Origin of the sequence: Paenibacillus bouchesdurhonensis (genome assembly GCF_900155685.1) — a bacterium.
Lineage (GTDB): Bacteria > Bacillota > Bacilli > Paenibacillales > Paenibacillaceae > Fontibacillus > Fontibacillus bouchesdurhonensis.
Genome location: NZ_LT732548.1, coordinates 2,525,538 through 2,540,128, shown reverse-complemented (window position 1 = coordinate 2,540,128; position 14,591 = coordinate 2,525,538). Strand labels below are relative to the sequence as shown.

Below are 14,591 nucleotides of genomic sequence, written 5' to 3'. Positions count from 1 at the left end.
TTTTACGATTCAGCCGCGACCTCCCGCACCACGGTTTCCGCCATATCACCATTGTATGTTCATCATTTCAATTCTAGACATACGAAAAATACCTTCCTATGAACGGATCATAGAAAGGCATAATCAACAATAAACAGCTTATTGTGCTAGGGGCTCACTTTTCGAGTTGGGGTACGGGCACGCCACCCTTCCAAGCATAAGGCAGAGATTTCACCGGGACGAAGTAGGACTGCTCCGTCAGCAGCACTCTAAGATCGGATTGATCTTCGTTCACTGACTTGCCGGATTTATCGACAGCCTGCATAATATCCCAGGCATAATCAACGTAAACACGCCCTTCCCCATCGATTAAATAAGGCAGTGGCTGTCTGGAATATACACTAGCAAGCGCATGCTCTTCCCCGCGAATCTTCTGTAAATCGATCTCATGAAGACCTGGATACACTTCATTCCCTCCAGAGATCGGCCATTGTCCCGAATGAGATCTCCCGTACTGATCCACGAGTCTTTGAACATCGTTTACTTTCTGCATCGTGACCAGATCCATCACTTTAACCGCCGGATCAACCTCTTCATTTATGACAAGAAAATAAGCGCTTCCTCCTTGCTCGAAAGCTGTTGCCGGTATTTGGTCGATATATCCCTGCTTATTCAGCTTATCAAGATCAATTCGAAATTTCTCGTACCTCGGCACCTCTTCACCAGCTGTAATAATCGGTAAAATACCTTTATCCTGCTGGAAAGCATCGATCGCGCTTTGGATTCGCTCGACGCTCTCGCGGTAAGATACCCCTTGTTCTTGCTGTCGGCCGCCCGGGTACATACAGCCTGACAGTAGAGATATCCCTGCGACAAATATAAGGATACTTACCGTATACCGAACTAAAGTCTTGTTCAAAGCTCTTCATCCTTTGCAATATCATACCTCAAGCTAGTTTTCTTACCATAAATCATCCTCTTGCTGCCGTTCAAGCTGCTTGCGGATAGCTGCCTTCAGGGGATCTTCAGGCAAACGTACCTCAGCCGAACCCCGAATTACAGCTTGACAGGCCAAACGGATTCCCTGATCCAGTAATGGGCCCAGTTTGCGCTGCTCCGCAGTGGTCGGAGAGGCTAAAGCTCCTCTATGCTCGGCTTCAACCTCCACTTTACACATCAGGCAGCCTGCATTGCCCCCGCATCGTGTAGCAATATGAACTCTGGCATCGCGTGCCGCGCGGAGAACAGTAGTCCCCGGACGGACTTTGACGGCCTTATCCTGGGGCATAAATCTGACTTTAAGCTCCACTGACGGGTTCCTCCTATTGGTTTCGCATTGGCTCCTGCAGCCATTCTTCAACTATTTCCGGGGCATCTAGCAGTTCTGCCACGCTCTTAACCATCTCTGCTTCCCATTCGTTCCGAGCAAGCAGCATTTTCAACAGGCCAACGTGCGGCTCCGGCGACTGACGGATCACCTCAGCGATAGCATGGTAACGATCTGGGCGCTCTCGAAGCACATTAAAGAGCAGCTCATGTGCAAGAGGCATCAATCGTATCGTTGAACCCTCCAGCAAGATAGAACTGGAATATTCAGACAAGATGCCGCCCACCTCTGTACGGTATTGGGAGCTGCCTTTCCGCACTTCAAAACCGCCGACAAGCTCCATTGTAAGTGAGCCTATCCGGTAGTGACTTAGCAAGGAAGCATAGCGGCCGCTCTCATCCAATATCGGCTTATCCAAAGCCAATTCGGTTAAACGATCATGCAGATTATTCACGTCGGCTCTATCATAATATACATCAATGTCTCGAGGAGGCTGTTCAAGCGACACGCCTTGCAGCCATAAACCACAGCTCCCGCCGAGCAGCCAGATTGCCGAAGCTTGACCTAGCCGGGCGCTTAGCTCCTTTAAAGCCGAGACTAAAGGGGCTTGTCCTTCCTCTACGATTCCCATACTCATTTAATACCTCTTCCTAAGCTGCGTTATACTTGGGCTTCCTTCCATTCCGGTTATTACAGGGCCGGCTGCTAGGTTATCGATACAAGCCCCATTAGAAAACCAGTCAGCATAATAATGAAGGCGACCAAGGATAAAATTACTTTCACAAAGCCTTTCGTCTTAGTACGGGCAAAGGTTACCAGAAAAACAGACACACCCATCACGAGAATCGCCGCGATCGATAACCACATCTTCGTCATTGCATCCATGAATGTAACTCTCCCATTGACCATAATTGATATGATGAATATTATAGCATTTTGAGTCCGAACAGGCTACGCAGAACGAAGCAATGCCTGCAATTTAATAAAAAAATAAAAGAAGCACCTTAACGGTGCCTTCTTTATTTATTTCTTGAGCATTAATTTCATCAGAGCTTCCATATTGTTCGGATTCATGCCGCTCTTCTTCACGGCTCCGATAATTTCCGAGATCGTGCTTTCCGTAACAGGCACTTTAGCCATAGCCGATACCTGCTTAATCAGCTTTCGGAGCTCCGCTTCACTTTGCAATGTAGATGGTTTCACTGAACCTGCCAGTTTTTTGACAGAGTTTTCGGAAATATGCTTTCCGGTTTTTTTGTTAATCGCGTTCAGGGCATCTTTCGAAATTTTGCTCATATTCTCCCCCCTTCGCATTCCTCTCCCACAGTGTATGAGGATCATGCGAAAAAGGTGTATCACATGAGGCAAGCTACCTAAGTTTACCCGCGCCTATCCTTTAATTATGCCACTGCTCCCAAGTTTCCAATGACATGACTTCCATCTCGGTTTTCCGATCCCGTCCCATTAGAGCCTCCACAGCGACCCTCGGCTCGATGCCGTCAAACAGAACGTGATACAACTGTTGAGCAATCGGCATCTGTACCTTGTACTTCTCCGAAATTGTACGCGCCGCTTTAGTTGTCCGAATCCCTTCAACAACCATCCCCATGGAACCCAGGACCGTATCTAGCGATTTCCCCTCACCAAGCATATATCCTGCACGCCAATTCCGGCTGTGTCGGCTCGTCGCCGTCACAACTAGATCTCCTACGCCAGCTAATCCGGCGAAAGTGAGCGGGTTCGCTCCCATCTCTACCCCGATTCGCGTAATCTCTGCAAGGCCACGCGTCAGCAGCGCCGCTTTGGCATTATCACCATAGCCGAGTCCATCGGACATGCCAGCGCCAAGGGCAATAATGTTCTTGAGCGCACCTGCAAGCTCTACGCCAACCATATCCCGGTTCGTGTAAACCCGGAAATACGAATTCATGAACAAGTCCTGCGCCCGCTGCGCCTGCTCCTCAACCATAGAAGCGACAACGACAGTCGTTGGGCAGCGTTTGACGACTTCTTCGGCATGGCTCGGGCCTGACAGAACGACGATTCGCCCCTCCTCACAGCCTAGCTCCTCGGCAATCACGACCGACATGCGCTTGAGGCTCTCCGTCTCGAAGCCTTTGGTCGCATGAACAATCGTCATCCCCTCATTCCAATGCGCCTTCAACGACCGAGCCACTTCCCGCATGGCGGAGGACGGGGCTACGATGACGACCGCTTTAGCACCCGCGACAGCCTCTCCCATATCGGTCGTGGCGACGATGCGCGACGATAAATCGATCCCGGGTAAAAACCGCTCATTTCGGTGCTTCTCATTAATCTCATCTCTTTGCGCCTCGTTACGAGTCCAGATCGTCACATCCATTTTATCGGCCAGAACGCTGGCTAATGCGGTTCCCCAGCTTCCTGCCACTAATACGGCCGCTTTCTCAGACAACTCGTTTACCTCCCTTGGAGCCTAGTTTATTCTCTTTGCCCTGAACCAGCTTCACAATATTCGTGCGATGTCGCCAAAATGCAAAGGCGAAAATAATGAGACTTGTCCACAGATAAGGACCAATTTGTCCGGAGAACACAAGAAATAGAGGAGTCAGCAGAACAAACAGCAAAGATCCGAGAGATACATACCTCGTAAAAACGATAGATACAATAGCGATGATTCCTGCATAGAGCGCAGGGAAGAAGAACAAGGAGGCCATTACGCCAATCGTTGTAGCAATTCCCTTGCCCCCGCGAAAGCGGAAATAGATTGGCCAATTGTGGCCTACGATGGCAGCGAGGCCGCATAGGAGAGGAACCCATACATAATCCCCGCCAAGCCACCTGCCGATCCAGACGGCAGCTATTCCCTTCAGTACATCTAGAGCAAGCACCATGATCGCCGGTCCCTTGCCGAGCACTCTCAGTGTGTTGGTAGCTCCAGCGTTGCCGCTTCCATGCTGACGGATATCAATTCCTTTCAAGGACTTCGCCAGCACGACACTGAAGCTGACCGATCCCAACAAATAGCTGAAAATTACTGCAATCACGGGTAAAATCACATTCTCCCTCTCCTAACCTTCATCAGACTTCCGGCGCGTGAACAGCCGAATTGGGGTACCTTCGAAATCAAAAGCCGCTCTGATTCTGTTTTCCAAGTAACGCTCATAGGAAAAATGCATCAGCTCAGGATCGTTCACGAACACGACGATTGTCGGTGGTTTAACGGACACCTGCGTGACATAATTAATCCGCAGCCTTCTTCCTTTATCCGTAGGCGGCGGATTGATAGCAATCGCATCCGAAACGACGTCGTTCAGCAGGTGCGTTTGCACCCTCTTGGCATGCTGATCCGCTACATGCTGAACAACAGGCAGCAATCTGTGCAAGCGCTGCTTGGTCTTGGCGGAAAGAAAGACGACCGGCGCATATGTCATGAACAGGAAATGATCTCGGATTTTCTGTTCAAACTGATGCATTGTCTTATCGTCCTTCTCGACGACGTCCCATTTATTCACGACAAATACAGAAGCCTTGCCCGCTTCAAAAGCATAACCGGCAATATGTTTGTCCTGCTCGATAATGCCTTCCTCCCCGTTGATTAATACGAGGACGACATCCGCTCGCTCAATTGCTTTCATCGCACGCATGACGCTGTATTTCTCCGTCGACTCGTATACTTTCCCACGCTTGCGCATGCCTGCCGTGTCAATCAAAACATACCGCTGGCCGTCCTTTTCAAACGGCGTATCGATCGCATCGCGAGTCGTTCCGGCTACATCGCTGACAATGACTCGCTCCTCCCCGAGAATCGCGTTAATAAGCGACGATTTGCCGACATTCGGCCGGCCAATCAAGGCAACGCGAATGACATCCTCGTCATACTCTTCATCCGTCAGCTCAGGCAAATTCTCGGCAATCGCATCAAGCAAATCGCCGATTCCGGTACCGTGACTGCCTGAGATGCCAATCGGATCTCCGAAGCCCAAATTGTAAAACTCATAAATATGATCACTTCGACCGATATTGTCGACCTTATTCACGGCCACAATAACCGGCTTGCCGCAGCGATACAACAGGTTGGCGACTTCCTCATCCGAGCTCGTTACCCCGGCCTTGGCATCGCACATAAAGACGATAACATCTGCTTCTTCGATTGCGAGTTCTGCTTGCATGCGGATCGACTTCAAAATCGGTTCTTCATCGCCAAGTTCGATTCCGCCCGTATCAATGATGCTGAACGGCTTGCCGTTCCATTCCCCAACGCCATAAATACGATCGCGGGTAATACCGGGCTTGTCTTCCACGATCGCGAGCCTGTCGCCGATAATTCGGTTGAAAATCGTGGATTTCCCCACATTCGGCCTTCCTACAATAGCCACAACGGGTCTTGCCATACGGATACCTCCTATTTTGTTCCTATATTTAAACGAAATTAATTTCTTAGTCCATGATTCACGATTATCATCATAGCAAAAAAAGCACTAATTGGCTAACGTTTCATTGCTCATTTTCCGCGTACATATTGCCTATATTAAGGAAAAGTAAACGTTTTTATTATAGCCGCCTTAGATTTCTTTACTCCCGAGGAACCATGTGCAGAAAAAATAAAATCGGCGAACCCGTGTTAGGGGGCCGCCGATCTTTGTGCCTGCTAAATCCCGTCTATTTCCACTTGCTCAATTTGTCACCAAACCGCTCGCCAAGAGTAACGCTTAGGCCTTGATTGTTGAGCGAAACGTTAGGGTTGTCGTTCAAGTCTTCTTTTCTTACGCTGCTGCCTCTGGACGGCTTCTCGCTCTTCGGCTGAACAGCAGGAGCTTCTTCCGTTTCCTTGATGCTCAGGCTGATCCGCTGCTCTGCAATGTTAACATCCAGAATTTTAACTTGAACCGTCTGTCCCTCTTTCAATACTTCATGCGGTGTTCCAATATGTTTGTGGGAAATTTGCGAGATATGAACAAGTCCTTCTACTCCAGGCGCAATTTCGACAAAAGCACCGAAGTTGACAAGACGTTTCACTTCACCACTTACGATATCTCCCGTCTTAAATTGCTCTGCAGCCGTATCCCAAGGCCCAGGCATTGCCGCCTTGATGCTCAGGCTGATCTTGCCTTTCTCAGGATCTACTTTAAGAACCTTCACCTTCACTTGCTCTCCTTCAGAGAGAACATCGGACGGCTTATCAACATGGCTCCAGGCAATTTCGGATACGTGAACAAGTCCGTCTACGCCGCCTACATCCACGAATGCACCGAATTGAGTTAGGCGTTGCACTGTGCCTTCGATAACTTGGCCTTCCTGCAGTTCGCCCATTACTTTAAGCTTATTCGCTTCAAACTCTTCATCGAGAACGTCTTTTTGCGACAAAATCACTTTATTGTTCTCAGGATCGATTTCCTTCACTTTTACGCGAAGCGTACGACCTTTGTAATCGCTGAAGTCCTCTACATAGTGGCGCTCAACCATCGATGCAGGGATAAATCCGCGCACGCCAACGTCTGCAACGATACCGCCTTTTACGACATCGGCAACAGTTACTTCGAAAGTCTCTTGGCTTTCAAAGCGCTTTTGCAGCTCTTCCCACGCATTCTCGCTGTCGATCGCACGTTTGGATAGCACAAGACGCTCTTTCTCATCGTCGATACTGACGACTTTAGTCTCTACTTCTTGGCCTACCTCAACGGCATCCGAAGCGCTGTCCAAATGAACAGAGGACAATTCACGAATAGGAATAACGCCGTCATATTTATATCCAATGCTCACATAAGCCTGGTTGTCCTCGATTTTGACGATCGTTCCTTTTACGGTGTCCCCTTTTTTCAAGGATACGATTTGTTCCAGTTCATCCTGGTTCGCTACCTCAGCAGCTTCTTGATTCTTAATTTCTTCCGACATGTCAATACCCTCCTCAATTCAGCAACCCATTTATTTAAACCCGCTTGAAGCGAAGTTCAAAACAACTTGATGTTGATAGCTTTCCAAAAGCCCCCTGCCTTCATGCATTAAAAGCTCTTGTCCAGCTTAGTTATCCCTGAGCCTTGAGCTCAGCAATGCGGGCCATAATGATTTCCGTCACGCGCTCAGCGGCATCAGGAATCGTGCCCTCCTTGAACTCCGAAATATCGATAGGAGCTCCGTAAACCACCTTCATTTTTCTAAACAACTTATAATTGCCAACAATGGCTACGGGAACAATAGCAGCATCGCTGCGAAGAGCGAATGTGGCCGCCCCTCTCTTTCCCATCCCGCCTGAGCGAGAGCCCTCAGGGAAAATCCCCATGACCTTACCCGTTCGTAAAATGGTTAACGAGGTCTTGATCGACTCCTTGCTGACGCCGCCTCTTTTGACAGGAAACGCGCCAAGCTGCCTAATCAGCCAGCCAAATCCGAAAATGTCGAACAATTCCTTCTTGGCCATGAAGTGCACTTTTCGTTTCAGGAGAATGCCGATCGTTGGCGGATCCAGCAAACTTATATGATTGGAACAGAGTAGCACGCCGCCCTCCTTGGGGATATGCTCAAGCCCCTTCCCCTCCAAACGGAATAGCGCTTTATAAATCAATAATAATGCACCACGGCAAAAGCTATAAATCATTCCTGTTCTCTCTCCCATAAGTTTCACTTAATGAAACGATGCGGTCTGCCACTTCACGAGGGGTCAGATGCGTCGTATCCAGCAGTATGGCATCCTCAGCCTGCCGCAGGGGGGATACTTCCCTCTCCTGATCCAGCCGATCACGCTCAGCGATATCGCGAGCGATCATTTCCAAGGTAATGCCCTGCTGCTCCTGCATTTCTCTAAATCTACGACGAGCGCGCTCCTCGACGGTTGCCGTCATGTAGACTTTCACTTCCGCATCCGGAAGCACCGTCGTACCGATATCGCGTCCGTCCATGACGACGCCTTTGCGCAAAGCCATTTGCCGCTGAAGAGACACGAGCCAAGTCCGCAGCCCCTCGATTTGCGCATATCGGGATACCTGTGAGCTGACCGTAAGAGAGCGAATTTCAGCAGTCACGTCTTGACCGTTTACAATGACTTGCTGTCCGTCTTCTCCCGGTATTAATTCAATACCCAAGTTTTGTACCGAATGAAGCACTTTATTCACTTCTTCAGGTTCAATTCCGAGACTTTGCAAATACCAGGTCGCTGCTCGGTACATTGCGCCAGTGTCAACATAGACATATGACAGCAGGCTTGCAACCATCCGGGCAATCGTACTTTTACCCGCACCGGCAGGCCCGTCGATCGCGATGTTGATCTTGCCATTATGTGATGACGTTGTCCTTGCCAAACGGGTACGCCTCCTCGAAAAAACACGGTCTCAATAAAAAAGCAGGCATTGCCTGCGACGTGAAAATTATACCACACAACGTGGTTGGATGCAAAAGATCGAAACGCCAACCACCTGCCCTCCATCTTCGTTATCATCCTGCCGGACGGTCGATGGCCACACCTTCGAAGCGATCCGCCGAGGCAATATAGCCTTTCAATGCAGGGATAAAAAGTATAATTTGAAAAAGGCAAAGCCCTGCCAAGGTGATGATCAAAGCCTTTCGAAGCACGGTTTCCATCCAGCCGCTGAACGTCAAAAACAGTTCTGTATACTCTTCGGCACCGGCATCCTCTTGCGTATCTTTAGCTTCCTTATTTCTAGACATCAAGCCACCCCCTACTTCTGGATAATTTTATCTTATCCAATGTAAGGAGAAGTCAGTCGTCTGCCATAGCCGGACTTCCACGAGACTTAGCGATTCTTGAAATCAAATTGACGTTCAAAGCAGTAGCGGATTAGCTTTTGCCTCTCCATATCAGAAATACTGACAAATTTCAGCATCAGCATAATTCGCCCTGTCTCGAGCTTCTTTGTGCGCACGACCTCAGCCTCGAAAGGAACGTGGTCAATGGAACCATTCTTATACGCCAACAGAAGCCAGCAATACAACTGCTCCCCTTCGGAAATTCGGTATTTGCCTTCAGTCAGCAGAGATACTCCTCCCCCGCCGACATCTTCCGTCAAAGCAACGAAACGGGTATCGTCCTTTAGCTTAACCGCGATATCAAGCTTAGCTACAACCCTTAGGAAGTGGCGGCGTTGAATCTTCGTAATCGTCTCCAACTCAGGTCTTCTGATCCTTACAAGCTGGACTATATCGTCAGCAAAGCCAAGGACATATGTATTAAAATAATTTTTAACTCCTTGATCAGTCAAAAAGTATATCGACAGCTCATCCCCCATAAACAGCCGCTTCATTCGTCCGCTGCCGCTCTCAATCGGAATCTCAATCAGAAGCGTGTCGTCCTCGACATCGGCGATACGTGACTTGTACTCCTTATCCACTTCCTTACTGTCTGCCGATGCGACCTGAATATATAACAGGTCATTTACACTAGGAAACAAGACCCTGCACCACCTTGTTTTTTCAAATAATTATTACCATTAGATTATAACACGCCATAGGTCTATTGGAGCAATCAAATAAATGTTCCTCGTTGAAAATAAAAAGACGAATTAGAATCATCCATTCTAATCCGTCTTCCGTATAATCCATTTTCTGCTATGCCGCCGCAAAGCTACATTGAACTTCTCTTCGCATGACCGTCGCGAATTTGCTCTACGATTTCTTCATTCCCATTATCGGCATTGAGGTAAATTCGATACCGCGAACCGTTAATGGCTCCTCCGAATTCGTAGGTCAGCACTTTTTCAGATAAATCGTTCTCAATCAGAGCAAGGCGGTGATATTGTTCTTTATATTCCGGATTCAAGTACTTGCGAGCCTGCTCGGCCGACAGCTTAGGCTTGCTTAGCTTGCGATCTTTCCCATCCTGTTGCTCATACACGTAATCACTCGCCTGCATGCCAATGACATGACCGTTATCCATAGCAACTCTTATTGAAATTTTCTCTGGATAAATCAGCACATCTCCATCCTTTTTTACAAAAGTAAAGCTGCCGATATTATCGTATTCGTCATAAGTCACCGGAGTCAGATCCGTGTAGCCTTTGTTTTTTAGGAACTGATCCGCCCTTTCTCTCGCTGTTTCATGAGAGATTGCCTTAGGCCCGATATGGCGGTCGCTCCAATAGTTAATCAGATGGCCCCCATGGCGCGTGAAATCCAGTGTAACGGATTCTGCCTTATCGCCCCCTTGGACTTTAGCAGTATAAGAGGCCCATTCTGTCCCCTTTCCGTTCTCGGTAACCTTGATGTTCTGCGGAGAATGCACTCCTGCGAACCTGGCAGCTTTGCTCTTGATATCATGTGCAGTTACGGGTTGTCCGCCAAGTTTCTTAACAGAGCGTTTGTTATAAATACTTGAGACGGACGGCCCCCAATCCAGTTCAGGATATTCTCCGACTTTCTTGTCTACCGTCTTGAAGCCGTCAATGATCGTATTATCCTGCGGATCATTCGGATTCGCTAGCGCTGTCTCTACATCCATCCAGCGAAGACGTTTCGAGAGAGCCTTGTCCTGTACCTCCTGCAATTGCTTAGAGATTTGAGCCGAGCTCTTGTAAAGCTCCTTTAAATTCTTCATTTCATTTTCGCTTAACGGCTGCTTGGTCAAATCTCGGACTCCGGCCTGATAGGAAAATTTAGAGATCCTGGACAGAAACTCCTCTGTTTTGTTAAATGGAAGCAAGGTCAAAGGCAATTGGTTGATTTCATTTTGTGCTTCACTTGTAATTCTCCACACGTTCACCAAGCCCTTGCGCTGTGTCCCCGTAGAGGCGCTATGCACCGCGAGTGTATTGCCCAGCTCTCCATGCAGCTTATCAACATGAAACGACAAATTGTGAAATGCTCGCTGATACTGATTTTCCGCCTTGATCAGGATCGCGTTCTTTTCCTGGTTTTCTTGATAGCCCCACATTAAAGAACCGATTAACAAAACCGTAGCGATCGGGAACAAGATGGCACTTAGTCGTTTATACAAATCATATACACTCCTTCCTTCAGAGAACTGAAGTTAGTTTGACTAGAAGGAAGGAAGTTTATTCACTTTTCACAGCTAATAAAAATCATATTCAGTCTGTAGAGGCCTGACTATTAAGGCAAATCCTCTTCAATGTCAAAATAATGACGATTATCACAAAGACATTGCTTGAAGCCAGTCTCGATTTCCCCGCGTTCCTTTCTGCCACGCAAAACAAACCGTTCCCCGCATGTTTTACAAGTAATTTTCACTTTTACACGCACAAAAAAGGCACCCCTTTTCAGTTTTTACGATCTAATCAAATCGCGGATAAACTGTCATCAGGATGCCCTTTTTTCAGTTTTGTTAACCCTGTCCTCGAGCAGTCGACGGAAGGGAGATCTCTTGTTGGCTCTATACATTTTGCCGATGCCTCCATACCATAGAAACGCCATCAAAGGAACAATATACCAAATCCAGTAATGTGTAATATTATCCAAAATCCAGTCGTAAACACCATGATAGAAGAAAGGAAGTAATAATGAATATGCAAGAAACCTGCGGCTATCTTTGCCACTGGAGAATTTAGCGCGCCCCATATAGTAGCCCATCATCACCCCAAACATGGCATGCCCTGAAACGGGCAGCAGCGCCCGGAACAGCAAGGTGCCCACAGTCGCCTGCTGCGCAAAGGAGTAAATCACATTCTCCACTGTCGCAAAGCCGAGCGAAATAGCTGTAGCATAAAGTATCCCGTCATAGGGTTCATCGAACTCTGTATGGTTGTAAATCATGTGAAACAGCACAAACCACTTCAAGGCTTCCTCGACGCCGGCTGAAATTAAAAAGGAATTTACCAAGGAACCTTCTCCCAGCCATAGCATCAAGCCGCTTTGAACAATCATAACAGGCAGAACGATTATAAAGCCGAGCAAGAAAACCTTTATGACCATGTGCAGCGGTTCGGCTTCATACTTGTCCTTAAGATAAAAATAAGTAAGCAAGGCGATTCCGGGGGCTACCGCTGCGGTCGCAATCGAGAAAAAAATCAACGGTAATCCCCCCTCATCGACCACTTACAACAATTCAAGCTTTGGCTGTATCGATACATAAGGCACCGCTTCATCATCTAGTCCTGACGTTTGAAGTTACTACAAATAACCCCAATCGCATTCTCAGACATGACCTGGTTACCGTATTCCTCCAGCATCGCTGGCGTTACAGAAGTTGCCTCGCCAAATTCAGCGAGAACTGCAATGACTGCTGGATGTCTGCCTTCTTCCAAATCTTCCGGCTCCAGCTGAAGAATCCATTTCCCATTATATTTAAATAGTCTTCCAGATTCCGTAAGCATAGGTCGCAGAACATGAGCCGCTTCAATTACTACCTCAAAATCATCAAAGGAATATAGAATTGTATCACTCTGCTCCAGCGTTACTTCCATCTCGTAGACTTCATCCGGTAATTCATCCTCATAGTGCGATCCGATCCCATGATGGTGATCATATTTACCGCGCGTCACTATGACGACCATCCCTTGAGCAGGAAGCGCGAAAACCTCAACGGCCAAGGGGCCTGTAGCGTCAAATCCCACTTCATTATAAGCCTGATCCATCATTTCAGTGAACAGGTCATGAACCTTGGGAATCTCCTGCCACATGTCCTCTTTCTGAATGCCGCGTTCGCTAAGGTCGTCAAAAGTGAGGAAAATCCGTATCTTATCTTGGCCAAGTCTTTCAATTCTCATACAGGATCCTCCTCCCCTAACCTTGTAATAACAGATTATGAAACCTGCTGTAATATGTGCTGGAAATGGTTCTTTGTAAGTATGTTATCATTTATCTTACCTAAATGCACGTAATAAAATAGACAAAAAAAGAATCATTTTCTGCTCGACCTCCAAGGAGCTGAAAATGATCCATAAATCAGTGAAAATTATAGCCCGGGAATGACCGAATTTGTCTCTTTCAAAATTTGCTCAACCTCTCGGCGCACATCGGCATTTCCCTTAATAAAGTCCGTAATTTGCTTTAAGTTGTATTCCTTCGAATGACTCGCATCGGACGAGGATGTAGAACTGGGATACACCTTGGATTCGCTGGATGAGGAAAAGCTTGCTTCACTCGACGATTGTTGCTCGCTGCCTTTGCCGGAGGAGTTCATCGACAGCCCGGCCAGCTTCATAATGCCTTTGCCATTGCCGCCCATTTGCGAACCGTTCCGCTTTGCTGACCAAATGACAGCTGCCGCTCCGACCAACGCACCACATAAGAATGAGACAGATTTCACCCAAAAAACCTCCTTGATTGTGTTAAAATCATTTGTAGTGTTCACGTAATAGTTCAAACTCATGCGCATTAAATACAGGAAGAAACACGGAAAGCGAGATGAATTCATTTGCTCAACAAGAAGATTCTCCTCATCGCGGCTTGCTGCCTTATTCTTAGCTCATGCGGTTCGGATCATTCATCCGCTAAGAAAAACGGTTCCAACTCCACCCAAAATCTGTCCTCCGGGGCAAACTCACCTGCTGCAACGAATCAGGAAGATGTGGCGGTTGAAAGCAATGACAACGCGCTGAATAGCGAAAATGGCCAAGCCTCAGAAGAAGATATGGAACAACTAGCTACCACCCCTGATGCTCTAGAAATTCCAGAATTTAAGTATCACATTAACAAAGCATACCGCGTAGCTCCCAATGAGGAAGGAATCGAAAAGAAGGTCGTCTTGCTGACATTCGATGATGGGCCTAAAGAACAGGAAATGCTGGAGGTGATGCTCGATACCCTAGATAAACACGAGGCCAAGGCAATATTTTTCGTTAACGGGTACCGGGTCAAGAGCAATCCGGATTTGCTCAAGCTCATTCATAAGCGCGGTCAAATTATCGGCAATCATAGCTGGGATCATATCGATTTGAAGAAGGAGGCCGCAGACAGCGCCCGCAAGCAGGTCGAGGACGTGCAGCAAATTGTTTCTGAAACGATTGGCGAGAGCCCCCGATTTTTCCGTCCTCCCTTCGGTTCCGGCAATGACGCGCTCCACGGCATCGTTGAAGAAAACGAAATGATTTACATGACCTGGTCCAACGGCTCACTCGATTGGGACGCGAAGTTCAAAAATAAGCCGGAAGGCATTATTAACAATGTTATGGAGCAGCTTCATCCCGGCAGCAATATCCTTATGCATGAACTGCCTTGGACAGCAGAAGCTCTAGATGAGCTGCTCACGAGAATCAAAGCGGAAGGCTATGGATTCGTTGACCCGCGTACAATATCCGTTCAGCCCCAGGATTCGCCCGACTCTTAACGCATTAATCAACATCATACTTGAACGGAGAAAAGGGGCATTCCACGTCATGCAAGCGCGGAATGCCCCTGATTC

Annotated in this window: 18 protein-coding genes; 1 reads left to right on the top strand and 17 read right to left on the bottom strand. The window is 47.8% G+C overall.

Annotation, left to right across the window (positions count from 1 at the left end; genetic code table 11):
- Positions 1–154: 154 nt before the first annotated feature.
- The 17 genes from CZ379_RS15720 to CZ379_RS15640 form a co-directional block, all read right to left on the bottom strand.
- Complete coding sequence (locus CZ379_RS15720) at positions 155–898, bottom strand: hypothetical protein (protein ID WP_110932482.1); 744 nt, start codon at positions 896–898, stop codon at positions 155–157.
- A gap of 42 nt (positions 899–940) precedes the next feature.
- Positions 941–1,288, bottom strand: coding sequence for a 2Fe-2S iron-sulfur cluster-binding protein (locus CZ379_RS15715; RefSeq protein ID WP_110932481.1), 348 nt, complete (start codon positions 1,286–1,288; stop codon positions 941–943).
- Between the two features lie 13 nt (positions 1,289–1,301).
- Positions 1,302–1,943 (bottom strand): nucleotidyltransferase family protein, encoded by a 642-nt coding sequence (locus CZ379_RS15710; protein WP_110932480.1) that lies wholly within the window; start codon positions 1,941–1,943, stop codon positions 1,302–1,304.
- Positions 1,944–2,011: 68 nt separating this feature from the next.
- Entirely contained in the window at positions 2,012–2,191 is a 180-nt protein-coding gene (locus CZ379_RS15705) for a DUF2768 family protein (protein ID WP_110932479.1), read from the bottom strand.
- A gap of 138 nt (positions 2,192–2,329) precedes the next feature.
- Positions 2,330–2,602: a stage VI sporulation protein F gene (locus CZ379_RS15700; RefSeq protein WP_110932478.1), complete on the bottom strand. Its 273-nt coding sequence runs from the start codon at positions 2,600–2,602 to the stop codon at positions 2,330–2,332.
- Positions 2,603–2,702: 100 nt separating this feature from the next.
- Positions 2,703–3,740 carry an NAD(P)H-dependent glycerol-3-phosphate dehydrogenase gene (locus tag CZ379_RS15695; protein ID WP_110932477.1) on the bottom strand — a complete coding sequence of 346 codons (1,038 nt, stop codon included), beginning with the start codon at positions 3,738–3,740 and terminating at the stop codon, positions 2,703–2,705.
- Positions 3,733–4,344 (bottom strand): glycerol-3-phosphate 1-O-acyltransferase PlsY, encoded by a 612-nt coding sequence (gene plsY, locus CZ379_RS15690; protein WP_110932476.1) that lies wholly within the window; start codon positions 4,342–4,344, stop codon positions 3,733–3,735. Before plsY ends, CZ379_RS15695 begins: the two co-directional genes overlap by 8 nt.
- Positions 4,345–4,356: 12 nt before the next feature.
- Positions 4,357–5,679 carry a ribosome biogenesis GTPase Der gene (gene der, locus CZ379_RS15685; RefSeq protein ID WP_110932475.1) on the bottom strand — a complete coding sequence of 441 codons (1,323 nt, stop codon included), beginning with the start codon at positions 5,677–5,679 and terminating at the stop codon, positions 4,357–4,359.
- A 268-nt stretch (positions 5,680–5,947) separates the two neighbouring features.
- A complete protein-coding gene (gene rpsA / locus CZ379_RS15680) occupies positions 5,948–7,180 on the bottom strand; it encodes a 30S ribosomal protein S1 (protein ID WP_110932474.1) in 1,233 nt (410 codons plus the stop codon).
- A 130-nt stretch (positions 7,181–7,310) separates the two neighbouring features.
- Positions 7,311–7,880, bottom strand: a complete 570-nt coding sequence (locus CZ379_RS15675; protein ID WP_110932473.1) for a lysophospholipid acyltransferase family protein — start codon at positions 7,878–7,880, stop codon at positions 7,311–7,313.
- Complete coding sequence (gene cmk / locus CZ379_RS15670; protein WP_110932472.1) at positions 7,870–8,580, bottom strand: (d)CMP kinase; 711 nt, start codon at positions 8,578–8,580, stop codon at positions 7,870–7,872. The genes CZ379_RS15675 and cmk overlap by 11 nt, the downstream gene beginning before the upstream one ends.
- Before the next feature lie 133 nt (positions 8,581–8,713).
- Positions 8,714–8,947, bottom strand: a complete 234-nt coding sequence (locus tag CZ379_RS15665) for a hypothetical protein (protein ID WP_110932471.1) — start codon at positions 8,945–8,947, stop codon at positions 8,714–8,716.
- 86 nt (positions 8,948–9,033) lie between these two features.
- Positions 9,034–9,687 carry a flagellar brake protein gene (locus CZ379_RS15660; RefSeq protein WP_110932470.1) on the bottom strand — a complete coding sequence of 218 codons (654 nt, stop codon included), beginning with the start codon at positions 9,685–9,687 and terminating at the stop codon, positions 9,034–9,036.
- A 173-nt stretch (positions 9,688–9,860) separates the two neighbouring features.
- On the bottom strand, positions 9,861–11,228 hold the full coding sequence (gene ypeB, locus CZ379_RS15655) for a germination protein YpeB (protein WP_110932469.1): 1,368 nt from the start codon (positions 11,226–11,228) through the stop codon (positions 9,861–9,863).
- A gap of 320 nt (positions 11,229–11,548) precedes the next feature.
- On the bottom strand, positions 11,549–12,259 hold the full coding sequence (gene prsW / locus CZ379_RS15650; protein WP_110932468.1) for a glutamic-type intramembrane protease PrsW: 711 nt from the start codon (positions 12,257–12,259) through the stop codon (positions 11,549–11,551).
- A gap of 77 nt (positions 12,260–12,336) precedes the next feature.
- Complete coding sequence (locus tag CZ379_RS15645) at positions 12,337–12,954, bottom strand: genetic competence negative regulator (RefSeq protein WP_110932467.1); 618 nt, start codon at positions 12,952–12,954, stop codon at positions 12,337–12,339.
- 188 nt (positions 12,955–13,142) lie between these two features.
- Positions 13,143–13,496 carry a hypothetical protein gene (locus CZ379_RS15640; protein WP_110932466.1) on the bottom strand — a complete coding sequence of 118 codons (354 nt, stop codon included), beginning with the start codon at positions 13,494–13,496 and terminating at the stop codon, positions 13,143–13,145.
- Positions 13,497–13,604: 108 nt separating this feature from the next.
- Here CZ379_RS15640 and CZ379_RS15635 point away from each other — a divergent pair, with 108 nt between their 5' ends.
- Positions 13,605–14,516, top strand: coding sequence for a polysaccharide deacetylase family protein (locus tag CZ379_RS15635; RefSeq protein WP_234404923.1), 912 nt, complete (start codon positions 13,605–13,607; stop codon positions 14,514–14,516).
- Positions 14,517–14,591: the final 75 nt, after the last annotated feature.

Coding starts and splice junctions, on each gene's coding strand:
- CZ379_RS15710 (WP_110932480.1), bottom strand. CDS start 1,943: ATGAGTATGGGAATCGTAGAGGAAGGACAAGCCCCTTTAGTCTCGGCT.
- CZ379_RS15705 (WP_110932479.1), bottom strand. CDS start 2,191: ATGGATGCAATGACGAAGATGTGGTTATCGATCGCGGCGATTCTCGTG.
- CZ379_RS15700 (WP_110932478.1), bottom strand. CDS start 2,602: ATGAGCAAAATTTCGAAAGATGCCCTGAACGCGATTAACAAAAAAACC.
- der (WP_110932475.1), bottom strand. CDS start 5,679: ATGGCAAGACCCGTTGTGGCTATTGTAGGAAGGCCGAATGTGGGGAAA.
- rpsA (WP_110932474.1), bottom strand. CDS start 7,180: ATGTCGGAAGAAATTAAGAATCAAGAAGCTGCTGAGGTAGCGAACCAG.
- CZ379_RS15675 (WP_110932473.1), bottom strand. CDS start 7,880: ATGATTTATAGCTTTTGCCGTGGTGCATTATTATTGATTTATAAAGCG.
- CZ379_RS15665 (WP_110932471.1), bottom strand. CDS start 8,947: ATGTCTAGAAATAAGGAAGCTAAAGATACGCAAGAGGATGCCGGTGCC.
- CZ379_RS15645 (WP_110932467.1), bottom strand. CDS start 12,954: ATGAGAATTGAAAGACTTGGCCAAGATAAGATACGGATTTTCCTCACT.